Annotated in this window: 17 protein-coding genes; 7 read left to right on the top strand and 10 right to left on the bottom strand. The window is 62.9% G+C overall.

From position 1 onward, the window contains the following. Positions 1-2 precede the first annotated feature (2 nt). Positions 3-1,031, bottom strand: a complete 1,029-nt coding sequence (locus ACH9L7_RS14690; protein WP_396611435.1) for a YbhN family protein — start codon at positions 1,029-1,031, stop codon at positions 3-5. A gap of 135 nt (positions 1,032-1,166) precedes the next feature. Between ACH9L7_RS14690 and thiL the strand changes: the two genes are divergently transcribed. Then, positions 1,167-2,048 carry a thiamine-phosphate kinase gene (gene thiL / locus ACH9L7_RS14695; protein WP_396611436.1) on the top strand — a complete coding sequence of 294 codons (882 nt, stop codon included), beginning with the start codon at positions 1,167-1,169 and terminating at the stop codon, positions 2,046-2,048. 37 nt (positions 2,049-2,085) lie between these two features. Here thiL and ACH9L7_RS14700 read toward each other — a convergent pair whose 3' ends face one another. The 4 genes from ACH9L7_RS14700 to ACH9L7_RS14715 form a co-directional block, all read right to left on the bottom strand. Beyond that, entirely contained in the window at positions 2,086-3,225 is a 1,140-nt protein-coding gene (locus tag ACH9L7_RS14700; RefSeq protein WP_396611437.1) for a site-2 protease family protein, read from the bottom strand. Positions 3,226-3,467: 242 nt separating this feature from the next. Then, positions 3,468-3,713: a hypothetical protein gene (locus ACH9L7_RS14705; RefSeq protein WP_396611438.1), complete on the bottom strand. Its 246-nt coding sequence runs from the start codon at positions 3,711-3,713 to the stop codon at positions 3,468-3,470. A 305-nt stretch (positions 3,714-4,018) separates the two neighbouring features. After that, a complete protein-coding gene (locus ACH9L7_RS14710) occupies positions 4,019-4,804 on the bottom strand; it encodes a molybdopterin synthase (protein WP_396611439.1) in 786 nt (261 codons plus the stop codon). A gap of 26 nt (positions 4,805-4,830) precedes the next feature. Beyond that, on the bottom strand, positions 4,831-5,193 hold the full coding sequence (locus ACH9L7_RS14715; RefSeq protein ID WP_396611440.1) for a hypothetical protein: 363 nt from the start codon (positions 5,191-5,193) through the stop codon (positions 4,831-4,833). A 93-nt stretch (positions 5,194-5,286) separates the two neighbouring features. Between ACH9L7_RS14715 and pyrH the strand changes: the two genes are divergently transcribed. Together pyrH and lysS are read left to right on the top strand one after the other, a co-directional pair. After that, positions 5,287-6,000, top strand: coding sequence for a UMP kinase (gene pyrH / locus ACH9L7_RS14720; protein ID WP_396611441.1), 714 nt, complete (start codon positions 5,287-5,289; stop codon positions 5,998-6,000). A 1-nt stretch (position 6,001) separates the two neighbouring features. Continuing rightward, positions 6,002-7,645, top strand: a complete 1,644-nt coding sequence (gene lysS, locus ACH9L7_RS14725) for a lysine--tRNA ligase (protein WP_396611442.1) — start codon at positions 6,002-6,004, stop codon at positions 7,643-7,645. Between the two features lie 27 nt (positions 7,646-7,672). Here the strand turns inward: lysS and ACH9L7_RS14730 are convergent, their stop codons facing one another. Continuing rightward, a complete protein-coding gene (locus ACH9L7_RS14730; RefSeq protein ID WP_396611443.1) occupies positions 7,673-8,194 on the bottom strand; it encodes a BGTF surface domain-containing protein in 522 nt (173 codons plus the stop codon). Between the two features lie 106 nt (positions 8,195-8,300). Then, a complete protein-coding gene (locus ACH9L7_RS14735) occupies positions 8,301-8,840 on the bottom strand; it encodes a hypothetical protein (RefSeq protein ID WP_396611444.1) in 540 nt (179 codons plus the stop codon). A gap of 130 nt (positions 8,841-8,970) precedes the next feature. Here ACH9L7_RS14735 and ACH9L7_RS14740 point away from each other — a divergent pair, with 130 nt between their 5' ends. From ACH9L7_RS14740 to ACH9L7_RS14755, 4 genes are all read left to right on the top strand, one after another. Continuing rightward, positions 8,971-9,393, top strand: coding sequence for a hypothetical protein (locus ACH9L7_RS14740; protein ID WP_396611445.1), 423 nt, complete (start codon positions 8,971-8,973; stop codon positions 9,391-9,393). Between the two features lie 66 nt (positions 9,394-9,459). Beyond that, positions 9,460-11,253 carry a site-2 protease family protein gene (locus ACH9L7_RS14745; protein ID WP_396611446.1) on the top strand — a complete coding sequence of 598 codons (1,794 nt, stop codon included), beginning with the start codon at positions 9,460-9,462 and terminating at the stop codon, positions 11,251-11,253. Between the two features lie 125 nt (positions 11,254-11,378). After that, positions 11,379-12,917, top strand: a complete 1,539-nt coding sequence (locus ACH9L7_RS14750; RefSeq protein ID WP_396611447.1) for a heme-binding protein — start codon at positions 11,379-11,381, stop codon at positions 12,915-12,917. Positions 12,918-13,069: 152 nt separating this feature from the next. Further along, positions 13,070-14,311, top strand: a complete 1,242-nt coding sequence (locus tag ACH9L7_RS14755; protein WP_396611448.1) for an MFS transporter — start codon at positions 13,070-13,072, stop codon at positions 14,309-14,311. Positions 14,312-14,349: 38 nt separating this feature from the next. Here the strand turns inward: ACH9L7_RS14755 and ACH9L7_RS14760 are convergent, their stop codons facing one another. Genes ACH9L7_RS14760 through ACH9L7_RS14770 form a run of 3 tightly spaced genes read right to left on the bottom strand, consistent with a single transcriptional unit; the run spans position 14,350 to position 15,550 of the window. Further along, on the bottom strand, positions 14,350-14,604 hold the full coding sequence (locus tag ACH9L7_RS14760) for a hypothetical protein (protein ID WP_396611449.1): 255 nt from the start codon (positions 14,602-14,604) through the stop codon (positions 14,350-14,352). 53 nt (positions 14,605-14,657) lie between these two features. Further along, positions 14,658-15,092, bottom strand: a complete 435-nt coding sequence (locus ACH9L7_RS14765; RefSeq protein WP_396611450.1) for an SHOCT domain-containing protein — start codon at positions 15,090-15,092, stop codon at positions 14,658-14,660. Further along, positions 15,092-15,550, bottom strand: coding sequence for an SHOCT domain-containing protein (locus ACH9L7_RS14770; protein WP_396611451.1), 459 nt, complete (start codon positions 15,548-15,550; stop codon positions 15,092-15,094). The genes ACH9L7_RS14765 and ACH9L7_RS14770 overlap by 1 nt, the downstream gene beginning before the upstream one ends. Between the last annotated feature and the right edge of the window lie 4 nt (positions 15,551-15,554).

The following is a 15,554-nucleotide window of genomic DNA, read 5'->3' on the forward strand; positions in this document are numbered from 1 at the left end:
AATCAGGTTCGGCGGCCACGGGCGCTCTCGACACCCATTACCACTCCACCGAGGAGTGTTGGAACCCAGTAGATGAAACCGCGGAAGAGGACCACACCAGCGGTCGCCACGTCGAACGAAACCGCCGAACTGGCGGCCGCGACGAGGATTGCCAGCGTCCACTCGATGCCACCAGCGCCGCCCGGAAGCGGAGTCACACCCGCGATAGCCCCAATCGGAACGACGAACAGGGCGATAGAGAACGCAATCGGTGCGCCGATAGCCTGAAACGCGAGCCAGAGCGCGAGCATCTGGCAGAACCACCCGAACCCGGAGAGACCGAGGGCGACGGCCAATCCGCGGGGGTTGCGTCCGACCCGCTCGATAGACCGGAAAAAGCCGTTAATCCGGCGCTCGATGCCGCTCGCCGTCGGAACCGACAGCCGTGGGACGTACCGGGCGAGGGTCCGGATGACGGGCGTCAGCGCCCGGATAATCCGCCGTTCGAGGGTGTAGCGGCGCTGCCACACCGTGTATACGGCCGCCGGGACACCGATAGCGAGGGCGACAACCGCGACGAGGGCGATTTCGAGGTTGCGACCGAGCGTGACTTCGGTCGCGTAGTATCCGGCACCGATGAGCGCGATAGTGATAGACGGGACGAAGTTGAGCGTGTCTACACTCGCGATTGCCGCCAGTCCCGTCTCGTACTCGGTGTCGGTGCTCCGGGAGATGAGGAGAGCAGTGACCGGTTCGCCCCCGGCCTGACCGAACGGCGTGATGTTGTTCGAAAACATCGCGCCCGCGAAGACGAGAAACGACCGCACAACCGAGATTTCGATGCCGAGAACCCCGAGTACCGTCTTCAGCGACGTTCCCCACGAAACCAACCAGACGAGCGTAACCGTGAAGACGGCGGCGAGCAAGACGGGGTCGGCCATCGTCAGGCGGTCGACGAGTTCGTCCACCCCCGCGAAGTAGAATAGCACGGCAAAGACGACGAATGCGCCAGCGAAGCCGAGGACGGTCGCACGGATATTTTCGCGGGCCATCTGCCGGGTGTGCGTCTACGACGAGCATTAACCCACCGGATTAGGGGCGCGTTTTCGACTCCCGGAGGTGGCGTTCGGTCGCACCGACCGCCCCGGATAGATGGACATTTCCGCCCCGGGCTACACCACGGGAATATGGACGAGCGCACCGCCCTGCGAATGCTCGCCGCGGACCTCCCCGATGCGGGCGATGACGCCGCTGTCGTCGATGGACTCGTGGTTACAACGGATATGCTCCACGAGGAGACCGACTTCCCCGACGGGACGACCCGGTACACCGCGGGATGGCGAGCGGTCGGTGCATCACTTTCTGACGTTGCTGCTATGGGTGCGACGGCGACCTGTGCGGTGGCCGTCTACGCCGCCCCGGAACTCGACGCGGCCGACCTCACTGCGTTCCTCGACGGAGCACGTGACGTGTGCGACGCAGTCTCCGCGAAGTACGTCGGCGGCGACCTCGACACCCATCAGGAGTTTACGACCGCGACGACGGCTATCGGTCGCACCGACGACCCAGTCCTCCGCTCCGGCGCTCGCCCCGGTGACTACCTCTGTGTCACGGGCGAACTCGGTCGGTCGGCCGCCGCCGTCAGACTGTTCGAATCGGGCGACACCGAGCGGGCGAACGACCTCTTTCAGTTCACGCCTCGCGTCGCTGCTGGCGTCGCTCTCCGTGACTTCGCCACGTCGATGATGGACTCCAGCGACGGTCTCGCCCGGTCTGTTCACCAACTCGCCGAGGCCAGCGACTGTGGGTTCGAACTCGACTGGGACACCCTTCCGGTCCACGACGCGGTTTCCGAGGTGGCGGCCGACGACGCCGACAGACGAGAACTCTCTACGTACTTCGGCGAAGACTTCGAACTCGTGGTCACGATTCCCGAGGATGAACTGGACGCCGCCCGTGACGCCGTCGACGTTCCGCTCACTGTTGTCGGCAGCGTCACCGACGGGTCCGCTGTCGTCGCCGACGGCGAGGCGGTTCCAGACCGAGGCTACACTCACGGCGGCGACTGACTGGAAAACCCGACGGCACCGACGCGGAGCGACGCTTCTACGCCGGAATGACCTGAATCGGAACCAAGAGGAAGCACGCTGCGCCGAGGGCGAACGTGAACACGCCGATAGCGATGCGACCGGGTCCAAGCGGCGTCTCGTCGACCGGATTCGCCGGGCCATTGTAGGCAATAAACGTCGAGAGGAGGCCCCAGAAGAACCAGAGACCAACGGATTCGTCGATGCCCATTCCGCGCACGTAGTGGAGGTATCCCGCGAGACCGAACAGGAGCAGTGGGACGGTGGCCGCGACTGATTCCTGCCGCTCACCCAGCATCGCACGGAGCATGTGCCCGCCGTCGAGTTGGCCGACCGGAAGCAGGTTGAGGACGGTAAAGAACATCCCAACCCACCCGCCAATGACGACGGGATGGACGGTCATTCGCGGGTCGGGGTACTCCGTCGGTTGTCCGAGTGCCGCCGCGATTGCGTCGAGAAGCGGCGGGTTGTTGAACACGATGACATCTCCTGACCCGGAAAGTGCCCACTCGGGCACGGTCATCGGTTCGAGCGAGAGACCGATGACTGTGACGACGATTGTCGCGGCGAGACCGGCGAGCGGACCGGCGACGCCGATATCGAAGAGCGCCTTTCGGTCGGGCATCTGCCCCCGCATCCGGATGATGGCACCCAGCGTGCCGAACGGGAAGATGAAGGGGATGAGGTAGGGGAGAGACACATCCACGCCGTGGTATCTGCCGACGAGATAGTGGCCGAGTTCGTGGACCGACAGGACACCAAGAATCGCCGCGGTGAAGGGCCACGCCTGTAGTGCGAGAAGCGGATTCGCAGTGAGGTCCGACAGCGGAACGTAGTACCATCCGTACGCGCCGACGAACAGGGTCGAAAGTATCGTCGCGAAGAAAAGCAGGACGTTCTTCCACGGGACGCCGTCGATGCCGGCCGAAATCGGTTCGACCACAACTACGTCACCGCGGCCCATCGAAGTCGTCTGGACCTGGACTTCGTAGCCTGCGCGGCGGAACTCCGGCCACACTTCACGGACGAGCATCCGCTCGGGGACGAGCGACTGACCGTAATAGATGGTTCGCTCACCGTCGGTCCGTGTTTCGTGAACGTCGAAGACTGCTTGGAGGGCCTCGACCGGCGGGCTATCCGCCGATTCGAACTGTTCCATCGCCCGGAACTACGGGTGGAGCGTGCATAAATCCCGTGACGACGCTGTGATGCATCGCTTGATTATCACGAATACGATACTGAGCGGCGACGCTCAGCGGTTGTAAGGGGGAATGCGGTCCCGCAGGGGGCCGGGACCGATGTCAGGTGGTGGTTGGTTTGGGGGTGGTGGTTGTGCGGGGACTCAGGGCGTGTGTGGGGACACGTTGGGGCTATGCGGGGACACGTGGTATTGGTGGTCGCTCAGGCGGTTTCGACGCGCCACGTGGTCGCGCTCGTGTACGACCACTTCTCGATGGTCAGGTCGGTCGCGGAGTCGCGGAGCTTGACCATCAGTGCGCCAATCTCCTTGGGAGAGAGACCGACGTCGTCCGCGATGAACTTACTCTTGAAGTACATCTCGCCGTCTTTCGCACGGTCGAGCAGGTACTGCTTCAGTCGGTCTTCTTTGGAGTTGCTGTCTGTGGAGGGAGTTGCTGTCGCGCTCATCTGATACACCTCACTCCCTTCTTTCCTGTTGATGGTGTTATAAAGGAAGGACTGTTGGCATTAGTTCGGCTGCTTTCAGCCTGAATCGACAAAAATAGTTCATTTTATGAATCTTTTACCGATGTTTAGATTCTTTAAAATCCGATTTGAGCGTTTTGTTCACAGATTATGGTATTGATATCATCTGGCCAAATATGGCCGCAAATCCGCCTATTTCGAGGTGTTTTTGCGGTAAATATTTCCTATAGGTGTCGCGTGTCTGACGCTCGCGTCATCGGGCGACAACAAACTGTGATGTCAGACAGTCAGCGTTCGTGACGCCAAAACTGGTCTTCGATCGTCGTTTCTTTCTTGAAAATCGGAACCTCGTCCTTCAGGCGATTGATTCCGTCTTCGACGGTTCGAAACGCTTCTTCTCGGTGTCCGGCGAGGACGACGACGAACACGATGTCCTCGCCGTCTTCGATGACGCCGACCCGGTGGTGCATGAGGACGCGCTCGACGCCGTCTCGCTCGGTGAGTTCCTCGGAAATAGCCGCCATCTTCGACTCGGCGACGCCGTCGTACTTCTCGAATTCGAGGCTCGTCGTCCGTGGGTCGTCTTCGTCGTCTTTCGCCCGCACCCGGCCAGTGAAAGTGGCAATTGCGCCTGCGTAGTCCGCACGGGGGTCCTGTTTCACCTGCTCGACCAGTGATTCGAGCGTGATGTGGGGTTCGACGGTGTCGAGTGTCTCGACGAGGTCGTCGAAGTCGAGGTCGTCGAGTGTCGGTGCTTCGGCCACGACGTTTTGGGCGTCCGCCCCCCCGAGTGCGACCGTCGGGAGGGTCGCTTCGGGGAACCCGGAGAGCAGGGCGTAGTCGTACTGCGGGGCGAGTTCGTCGAGCAGTTCGTCGATATCGTATCCCGACCCAGTCCCGACCCAGTTCCCCGCGGGAGTGAGTCCGTACGCACCGTCAACTGCATCTGGGGCGTCAGCGTCCGCATCTCCGCTGGGGAGCGATTCGATAGTTGCTACGCGCCCGTCGAGTCGAGAAGCGAGTCGCTCACAGAGCGTGGTCGCCCCTGCGCCGACGACACCGAGTACGTGCATACGCGGGCAGACGGACCGGACGCGGTTTAAGATTGCTCCGAGCGCGCGGTGTCCGCGTTAGTTCCGTGGTCGGCGTCGGTCGTCTCGTCGCCGGTCGTCTCGTCGCCGGTCGGTCGAGTTCGATAGAGGTACACCGCGATACCGAGTCCTGCGAGTCCGAGTGCCGTGGCAAGCCACGGGGCCACTGCTCCGACGAATGTGTCTGCGGTTGCCGGAAGCGTGTCGTACTGCCAGAGTGCCCAGCCAATGGAGAAACACGCCACCAGCGCCCAGTTGAGTCCGCTTCGACGGTCGAACTCGCCGCGTCGGTGTCTGAGAAGGAGGGCACCGAGCGCGAGTACCCACCCGACGACGAGGAGCGTGACCGTCTCCACGGTGACGAGTCGCATACACGTACTGGCCGCGAGAGCGGTTTAAAGTCCTCGGCACGGCCGTCTCGCACTTGATAACCCTTAAGATGCGCTCACGGATATGCGTGTGCAATGAGAGTCGTCATCTCCATCGGCGGTAGCGTACTCGCGCCGGACCTGGATGCCCGGCGCGTTGAGGGTCACGCCTCCGTCGTCGAAACACTAGCACGAGAGGGGTGCGAAATCGGTGCGGTCGTCGGCGGCGGCGGTGTCGCCCGCGACTACATCAGTGCTGCACGCGACCTCGGCGCGAACGAGGTCCAACTCGACCAGATCGGAATCGACGTGACGCGAATCAACGCGCGTCTCCTCATCGCGGCACTCGGGTCGCAGGTCGACCCCAAGGTTCCCCACGATTACGAGGACGCGGGCGACGCCATCCGCCGCGGCGACATCTCCGTGATGGGCGGCATCATGCCCGGACAGACCACCGACGCCGTCGCGGCCGCACTCGCCGAGTACGTCGATGCCGACCTGCTCGTCTACGCGACCAGCGTCGACGGCGTGTTCAGCGCCGACCCGAACGAGGACCCCGACGCGACGAAGTTCGAGGAGATGACGGCAAGCGAACTCGTCGACGTTATCGGTGACATCGAGATGAACGCCGGGTCGTCCGCGCCTGTGGACCTCCTCGCGGCGAAACTCATCAAGCGCGCGAAGATGCGCACCATCGTCCTCGACGGGACGGACCCCGAGCGAATCGAACCGGCCGTCCTCCGCGGCGAGCACACGGGGACCGACATCATCCCCGAGGGCGGCGACGAACCAACCTACTGGGCACAGTGAGATGAGCGCAGAGGACCCTTCCGACGAGGCGGACGCACCGAGCGACAGTTTCCACGACTTCTGGGCGGACGATGTCGCCGACGAAATCGAGGCCCGCGACCCCGACGAACCAATCGTCATCAAAGGCGGCGTCTCGCCGTCCGGTGTTGCCCACCTCGGCAACTTCAACGAAATCATGCGCGGGTACTTCGTCGCCGAAGTGCTCCGCGAACGCGGCCACGAGGTTCGGCAGGTCTTCACGAGCGACGACAAGGACCCGCTCCGAAAGCTTCCACGCAAACTCGCCGACGAAGACGGGAACATCGTCGGTCTCGGTGAAGTCGATGCGGGCGCGCTCGGGCGCAACCTCGGCAAGCCATACACGGCCATCCCGGACCCGTTCGGCGAGACAGATTCCTACGCCGCCCACTTCGCGGCGCTGCTGAAGGCCGATGCCGACCGCCTCGGCGTCCCCGTCGAGATGCTCTCGAACACCGAGATGTACGAACACGGCGACTTCGACCCCGTCGTCGAGCACGTCCTCGAAAACATCGAGACTGCGCGAGACGTCCTCTCGGAGTACCAATCGAAGGTCGACGACGACTACGTCCCGTTCAACCCAGTCTGTGCGGAGTGCGGGAAGATTACCGAGACGGTCACCGACATCGACCTCGAAGCGGGTACCGTCGACTACGCCTGTACCGACATGACCGTCGGCGACAACACCATCGACGGGTGCGGCCACGAAGGGACGGCGACGTTCCGCGAGGGCAAGTTGCCGTGGCGCTTCGAGTGGCCCGGCCAGTGGCAGGTCCTCGGCGTCGACTTCGAACCGTTCGGCAAGGACCACGCCGAAGGGTCGTGGCCCTCGGGCAAGGACATCGCCGAGAACGTCCTCGAAATCGAACCGCCGGTGCCGATGGTCTACGAGTGGTTCACGCTCAACGGGAAGGCGCTGTCCTCGTCGGCCGGGAACATCGTCACCGTCCCGGAGATGCTCGCCCTGCTCGAACCCGAGGTACTCCGGTACTTCTTCGCGCTCAACCCGCGGAAGGCCCGTGACCTCGACCTCACCCGTCTCGACCAGTTGGTCGACGACTTCGACCGCTTCGAACGCGCCTACTTCGGCGAGGTCGACGACGAGAGTCTCACGCGGTTCGCCAAGCGCGCGTACCCCTTCGTCGTCGACGAGGTTCGTAAAGACCGGATTCGCCTCCCGTACACGTTCGCCGCCGTCCTCGGCATGACCGACGACGAGGACCTGCGCGTCAAGATGGCTCGCAACGAGGGCTTCTTCGACGAGGACACCCCGGAAGACGTTATCGACGAGGCGCTCGAACGGGTCGAACTCGCCCGCCACTGGGCCGAGGAGATGGACAACCAGTACAACTACCGCCTGCAGGTCGAGTTGCCGGAGTTCGACTTCGAACCCGCAGTCGAGGACGCGCTCGACGAACTGGCAGAGTTCGTCGCCGACGGCCACGACGGCGAAGAGATTCAGGGCGAAATCTACGAGACGGCCCGTCGCCACGACATCGAGATGGGCGACTTCTTCGCCGCCGGCTATCGCCTGTTCTTCGACGATACACAGGGACCGCGACTCGGTGCATTCCTCGGTGAATTAGAACAGGACTTCGTCGTCAAGCGCCTCCGAAGAGAGGACTGAGGCGCTTCGCGGTTCGTTTTTTTCTACTTATCGGCGACCGACGAGCAGTGCGCCCGCTGCGAGCGCGGCGAGCGCACCGACTGCCGCGACGGGACCGAATCCGGGAATCGACGGGCCGGTGGTCGATTCGGTCGTCTCTGTCGTCTCCGTTTCCGCCTGTTCGACGACGACGCCGTCGGCTTCTGCGACGGTTTCAGACCCGTTTACGACGGTCACGGTGAACGTCGAATTCGCCGGAATGCCGCTGAAGTCGAACGTGGCGGTGAAGGTGCCGTCCTCGCCGACGAGGACTTCATTTGTCTTCAGGAACGTGGGTTCCGTATCCCCCGACGACCGAACGCGGACGCTCAGGTTCTCGTCGGCAGGGAGGTCCGACGTACCGCGAATGGTCGCGTTTTCGACGGGTTCGACGGTCACCTTCCCGCCGTCGGTCACGAGTGATACCGAATCGTCCTGTGCCGTTACGACTGTCGTCCCTCCGAGAAGCGCCCCGACGACGACCAGCGTGGCGACGAGGGCGCGACCCGGTGAACCGAGTTGTCCGAACATAGTCTACCCCCTCGTATGCGGTATTGTGGAAAATCACTGACGTAATGTCAAGCGACTCTTTGAGTTATCCGGGACACCGACAGCGGGCGGTTCCGACGGGGTGGCCTCAGTTCTCCTCGATGGCGTCGATGACGACCGCAGCGACGACGGCGAGTCGCGGGTCGATGGCCTCACGGTCGATGTCGATGGTGTACTTATCGCGGAAGGAGAACTTCTCACCGACCGACCCGGCTGGGGTCCCGGCGGCGTCCTCGATGCGGTAGGAAAACGGAATGAGCGTCGAGATGACGCGCCGGGCGATGGCCATCGGGACGTTGTCCTCGACGATGCGTCCCACCACGGCCCCATCCGGCCCGAGCAGTTGATAGGTGTGCTTGGCGAACGAGAATGCGCCTCGCTTGACTGCGCCCACCCGCTCGCCCGTTTGACTGTCCACGATGTCGTAGGCCGCCGACACGTCGAGGATGCTGTCGGCTTTCACGCGGAAGCGCTCGTCGCCCGTTTCGTAGTCGTTGAGTCGGAAGTCCTCTTTGAGTTTGAACTTCTTTTTCTTCGCCGAGAGAATCGGCTCGTCGTCCTCGTAGACCACGTACTTGGTGCCGATAGACACCTTCTGTCGGACTTCGTAGCGGGAACTGTCGAACATGCTCTGTTGTGGTCCCGTTATGAGGTAAAAACCCTTCTGGGGGACGACTTATGTCGCCGTCGGACGTATGTCTGTGTGCAGATTCGTTCCCGCGAACGACGACCAGCGGCCTCGGCCGCAGTGATTTCACATGTCTCTCATCGACTTCATCCGGTCAGTAGAACAGTCGGCAGACGAACTGGAGGTCGAACTAACAGAGTTCGACGCGGACTCCGAACAGGCAGACGCGCCCGACGACGACTCCTCGGGTGGGCGCTCGCTCGGCCGTCTGCTCGTCCTCGCCCTCGTCGTCTTCGCCGTCGCCTACGCGGTGTACCGTCTCCGCTCGTCGTCGTCAAAAGCGTCGTTCACCGACATCGAACTCGACGACGGGGACGCACACGCAGACGACGGCGAAGACGACGACGCGACGGTCACCGTCGAACACGAGTCCGACGAGGACGACGCGGTGACCGCCGACGAGGATGACGAGACGGACGCCGATGCCGACGACGAACCTGTCGAAGTCGAAATCGAATTTCCCGAAGACGAGAGCGAACCCGACGAGGAATAACACCCGACGACCGCACGGGCACCGTAACCCGAACGCCTTTTGGTTCGCGTCACCTCCGTTCGAGCGATGAATACGCTGCTGTGGGTCATCGCTGGACTCATCGCTTACTCCCTCCTCGTGGCGGTATTGCGTACCCGGGGCATCCTCCCGGAGTACGTCCGTGTGCAGGGTCCCCTCACGACCGTCCACACCCGTCGCGGCCGCGAGTTACTCGACAAACTCGCCGAACCCAAACGGTTCTGGCGCGCGTGGAGCAACATCGGACTCGGTGTTGCGCTCGTCATCATGGTCGGGACGTTCGTGCTTCTCGTCTACCAGGCCGTCCTCATTATCCAGCGACCCCCTGCCCCGTCTGCGGTGAACCAACCGCAGAACTTCCTCGTTATCCCCGGTGTCAACGACTTCCTCCCGCTTTCGGTCGCTCCCGAAATCCTCTTCGGCCTCCTCGTGGGCCTCGTCGTTCACGAGGGTGGACACGGCATCCTCAGTCGCGTCGAAGACATCGAAGTCGAATCGATGGGCGTCGTTCTCCTGACGATTCTCCCGGTGGGTGCCTTCGTCGAACCGTCCGAAGAAAGCCAACGCCGCGCCGACAGAGGCGGCAAGTCTCGGATGTTTGCCGCCGGTGTAACCAACAACTTCGTGGTGACAATCATCGCGTTCGCGCTGCTTTTCGGCCCGGTTATCGCATCTATCTCTGTCGCCCCCGGTGTCGCAGTCGCCGGGTCCTACAGCGGGTCACCCGCCTCGATGGCAGGTATCTCCGGCGGCGACCGAGTGACCGCAATCGAGGGGACGCCGGTCAACACGTCACAGGAACTCGATGCGGCGCTTCTCCAAGCCGACAGTGAGACGGTCAACGTCGAAGTCGACGACGAGCGGACCGTCTCTGTCTCTCGTAAACTCATCGTCGCTGGGTCGGTTGCTGGCAATCCTGCTAACCTCACCGTCGAATCGGGCGGCGACCCCATTCAGGTCACGGCGGTCAACGGCACGCCGGTCAACACGCGGGCAGAATTCGTCTCGGCCGTCGGCGACAGTCGGTTCGCTCGAATCGACACCTCGGCCGGTGAGCGCGTCATCCCGGTTGGCGCGTACATCTCGAACATCGCCGAGGACGGGCCGCTGTACAACGCCACTGAAACGACGGACCCACTCATCGTGACCGCCTTCGACGGCGAGCGCATCGCAACCTCGGCTGACCTAGAGGTCGCGCTCGACCAGACCGACCCCGGACAGACTGTCCCTGTCGAAGTGTATCGAAACGGGTCGTTCGAGACGGTCGACGTGACTCTCAATGAGAATCCGCAGGACGGAAACGGGTTCCTCGGCGTCAACATCTTCCCGGGAACGAGCGGGCTTCTCCTGACGGACTTCGGTGTCCGCGAGTATCCTGCCGGGACGTATCTCTCGCTACTCGGCGGTGACGGTGGCGACGGGGCTGGTGGCATCGGAAACGCCTTCGAAGGCTCCCCGCTCCAACTCGTCTACGTGTCGCTGTTACTCCCACTGGCATCAGTCGTCCTCGGGATTCCGAACTTCCCCGGATTCACTGGTGAGGTTATCAACTTCTACCAGGTCGGTGGGCCGTTCGGCTTCCTCGGTGGCGGTGTCTTCATCTTCGCCAACCTGCTGTTCTGGACGGCGTGGATTAACCTCCAGTTGGGGCTGTTCAACTGTATCCCTGGCTACCCGCTCGACGGGGGGCGAATCCTTCGGACGGCGACTGAGGCCGTCGTCTCTCGACTCCCGGTGGACGACTCGCACGCCGTCGTCCGGACAATCACCACCTCTATCGGACTGATGATGCTCGCGTCGCTCTTGCTCATGATATTCGGGCCGACAGTCCTCAGCGGGTAGCCCGCTCGCCGCGACGAGACCGAGTTTCGGGGTCGCCCGCGAGGCCCACACGCGAATCAATCCTTCGTTCCCGGATTCAGAAAAGACTCGCAACTTCAATACCGGATGACCCCTAACGCCCCTGTATGGTAGAGGCCCCACAGACCGACGAGGGCTGGTTCGCGCTGCACGACTTCCGAACGGTCGATTGGGACGCATGGCGTGATGCGCCCGAGCACGAGCGCCGTCGCGCAATCGAAGAAGGCGTCGCGTACCTCGACTCCCACGAAGCCGTCGAAGACGACGAGGCCGGGTCGACGGCCGTCTTCTCCATCCTCGGCCACAAGGCCGACTTCGTCGTCGTCCACTTCCGGCCGACGCTGGACTCGCTGTCGCGCGCCGAGCGCCGCTTCGAGCAGACGGCGCTCGCCGCCTTCACGGAACAACCGACCTCGTACGTCTCCGTCACCGAGGTGTCCGGCTACGTCTCGGACGACTACTTCGAGGGCAACAAAGAGGACGTCGACACGGGACTGCTCCGGTACATCGAGGGCAAACTGAAGCCCGACATTCCGGACGACACCTACATGGCGTTCTACCCCATGTCGAAGCGCCGCGGCGAGAAACACAACTGGTACGACCTGCCGTTCGACGAGCGCCGGGAACTCATGTCCACCCACGGCGACACGGGCCGCAAGTACGCGGGGAAAATCAAGCAGGTCATCGCCTCGTCGGTCGGCTTCGACGACCACGAGTGGGGCGTCACGCTCTTCGGCGATGACCCGACGGATATCAAGGACATCGTCTACGAGATGCGCTTCGACGAGGTGTCGAGCCTTTACGGTGAGTTCGGCCAGTTCTACGTCGGCCGTCGCTTCCCGCCGTCGGACCTCGGCGCGTTCCTCGCGGGCGACGCCGTGCCGACGAGCGAATTCGACGACGAATCGCACCACCACGCCCATGCACACGACGAGGGCGGGCACCATCACCACGGAGAAAGTAGCCACCCCGGCGAAGGTGGACATCACCACGGCGGCGGCGACGGGAGCCACCACGGCGGCCACCCCCACGGCGATACAGACGATGACGACGAGGCCGACAGCGAAGACATCCGCGGCCAACTCGAAGACCTGAACATCTACGCCGGAAAGCCCCACGGCGAAGACGTGTACGCGACGGTACTGTACTCCGAAGCGGACGCCGAGGAACTGTTCGACGAAGTCGAGGGCCTCCGCGGGAACTTCGACCACTACCCGACGCATGTCAAGACTGCGGTCTACGAGGCCAACGAGCGCGGCCGCACTGCCGTCGTCTCCATCTGGGAGACGGCGTCGGCCGCCGAGACGGCCGCCGGGTTCCTCTCGGAACTCCCCGGTATCGTCGAGCGCGCGGGCGAAGAGTCCGGATTCGGGACGATGGGGATGTTCTACACCGTCAAGCCCGACTACCAAGAGGACTTCGTCGAGAAGTTCGGTGTCGTCGGTGGACTCCTCGACGACATGGACGGACACTTCGACACGGACCTGATGGTCAACCTCGAAGACGAAAACGACATGTTCATCGCCAGTCAGTGGCGCTCGCAGGAAGACGCCATGGGCTTTTTCCGTTCCGACGAGTTCCGCGACACGGTGCAGTGGGGCCGTGACGTGCTGGCGGACCGGCCGCGACACGTCTTCTTGGCATAAGTTCGCGGCACATCTTTTGGCGTAGGACCGCGACCGACGGGAGCGGGCCGCGGTGCTGTGCCTGCTTTCGGTGCCTCCGTGGACGTGACGAACAGTCTACAAAATCGATATTTTGCGAAGTATAATGAGACCCCACTGTCACGATTGGGTCGATGGGGCGCTCGCGCAGTCTCCTCTGGCGGTACTACCTCTTTCGGGTGACGAACACGTCCGGATTCTTTCTGCCGGTCGCAATGATTATCCTCCAGCACAAGGGGTTCGGACTCGGCTTCATTGGGCTCGCCTACGGAGTCTACGCCTTCGCGAAGATACTGCTGGAGGTTCCGACGGGGTACGTCGGCGATTGGCTCGGTCGGCGTTCGAGTCTCGCCGTAGGTAGCGCAGTGCGAGTTCTCGTCCTCGGTTCCTACCCGTTCGTCGACACCGCTGCCGTCTATCTGGGTGTTCACGTCCTCTGGGCCGTCGGCCGGTCGTTTCGGTCGGGCACACAGGACGCCTGGTTGTACGAACTCCTGCAAGCGCGGTTCGACGAGGGTGAATTCGCGCGTATCGAAAGCCGCGGTAGTCTCGCGAAACTGGTCGTCGATGCCGCAACCGCGATGGGTGCGGGCGTGCTCTACACCGTCGAACCGGCGCTTCCGTTCGTTGCAACCGCCGCTATCGCCGCAGTTGGGATTCCGATTCTGTACGCATTCCCGAGCATCGACCGCCTCAGAACCGAGTCAGACGACGCGTCTCTCGACAGCGACCGCGACGTGTTGACCGTCGGCGACGCGCTCGACATGCTGCGCATCCAACTTCGTCGACCGCAGGTGCGGTGGTTCGTCCTCTTCGCGTCGCTGTTTTACTCGCTTTTCGTCGTCACGCGACTCTACGAACAGCCAGCGTTGGACACCATCGGCATCCCTGTGACGGGATTCGGCGTCCTCTACGCGGGATTCAAGATTTTCTCGGCCGGGATGGCATCCACGGTTGGGTGGCTCCAGGACCGACTCGGGACGAAGGGTGTGATGCTCTCGCTGATACCGATATACGGGCTTGCCTACGCGAGCATCGCTCTCTCGCCACTTTTGGTCGTTCCAGTGTTGTTCCTCAATCGCGGCCTGAACACGATTGTTCGACCAGTCCGAAACCAGTACCTCAACGACCGCGTGGCGGATGTCGGGCGCGCGACAGTGCTCTCCGGAGCATCGATGGCACTCGCCGTCATCGGTGGTAGCGCTCGGTTGGCCGCCGGGTGGGCAACAGAATTGCTCGGCCCCGTCGGGTTCCTTCCGTGGGCCGGTGTGACGCTCGCAACTGCGGCGGGAATACTGTGGCTTTTCGCCTCACCGGTCCGGCACCCTGACGTGTCGGAGGGCGGTTCTTCCGCGTCGGCGACGATGGCGGAGTAATCGCTCTCTGCCGGTTCTTCCGCGGGGCGACGTCCCGCTTAGTCCTGTGCGAGTGCGACGCGAACGTCCTGCAGTTTTGGGTGGAACTTGTCGGTTCCGAGGAGATACGCGAAGTAGAGCGCCACGAAGCCCATCACGACGGCCCACGCGCCGAGTTCGAGGTTCCCATGTTGGACCGTGAGGAGTGCGAACTGTTCGATGTAGGCACCGACGAGCGAGAGGGCCGCGCTCCCGACGCCGAAGACGAGTAGTTCGAGAATATCTGGCAGGAGTTCGACGGCTGGCGGACGCATTACCAATCGAAAATACGTCGTGACCTGTGGGTCTTTCGGTCGCTATTCAGTCGCTATTCAGTCGCGGTGTCACGCTCGCGTTCGCGCTCAGAAACGTAGTCTTCGGCTGCTTCGACCGTCTCGGTCTCCAGTAGGTGGTCGAGTTTCCGCTCGAATTGGGCCTCGGTCAACTCGCCGTTGGCGTATCGTTCGCGGAGAGCGTGCAGCGAGCGAGCCGCATCGGGTTCAGCGGACGCGTGTTGGCTCTCAGGAATCACCCTCCGGTCGGGTTCCTGCTGGCGTCCCACGACGAAATCGACCGCGTAGGAGTACGCGACGCCGAGGACGCACCCGATAGCCGAGAACCAGATGAACGTCGAAGCGACGTACCCACCGTTAGCCAGCGCGACCACTGCGAGCAGGGCACCGAGACCGACCCCGAACTGCAATGGGTGCTCGTAGACGAACGACCGAAGACCGTATTCTCGGAGGATGTCGAGCGAAGACATCACTCGGCCGCGTGTTCGCGCGTTCGATTCGACCGGAACTGTTCGACGGACGAGTCGGTCTGCGTTACGACTTCCTCAGTCTCGACTAATGCGCTCAGTCGGCGTTCGAACTCTTCGTCCGAGAGTTTCCCCGCTGCGTAGCGCTCCCGGAGGACTTCGATGGCGGATTCGTCGTCCACAGGTTCGTAGCGGGTGCGCTCTCTCTGCTGTGGTTGCTGGTAGTTTTCGGACGGCTCCTCGCCCCGAATCCGTCGTCGAACCCGCCGACCCGCGTAGGCAACGAGCATGGCCGCTGGCGTGGCGAAAAAGAATATCGTGAACGCCAGTTGCGCATTAGCAGATGCAATCAAAACCGCCAGCATGAGCCAGAAGCCGGTGACGAGTCCGAACAACGGGGGGCTTCGAGCGACGGCTCCTGCCTCCTTCGAGAGCAGCGCTCCGATTCGTTCGAGGACCATTGGT

The organism is Haloferax sp. S1W, from assembly GCF_044593955.1.
In the GTDB taxonomy this organism is placed as follows: domain Archaea; phylum Halobacteriota; class Halobacteria; order Halobacteriales; family Haloferacaceae; genus Haloferax.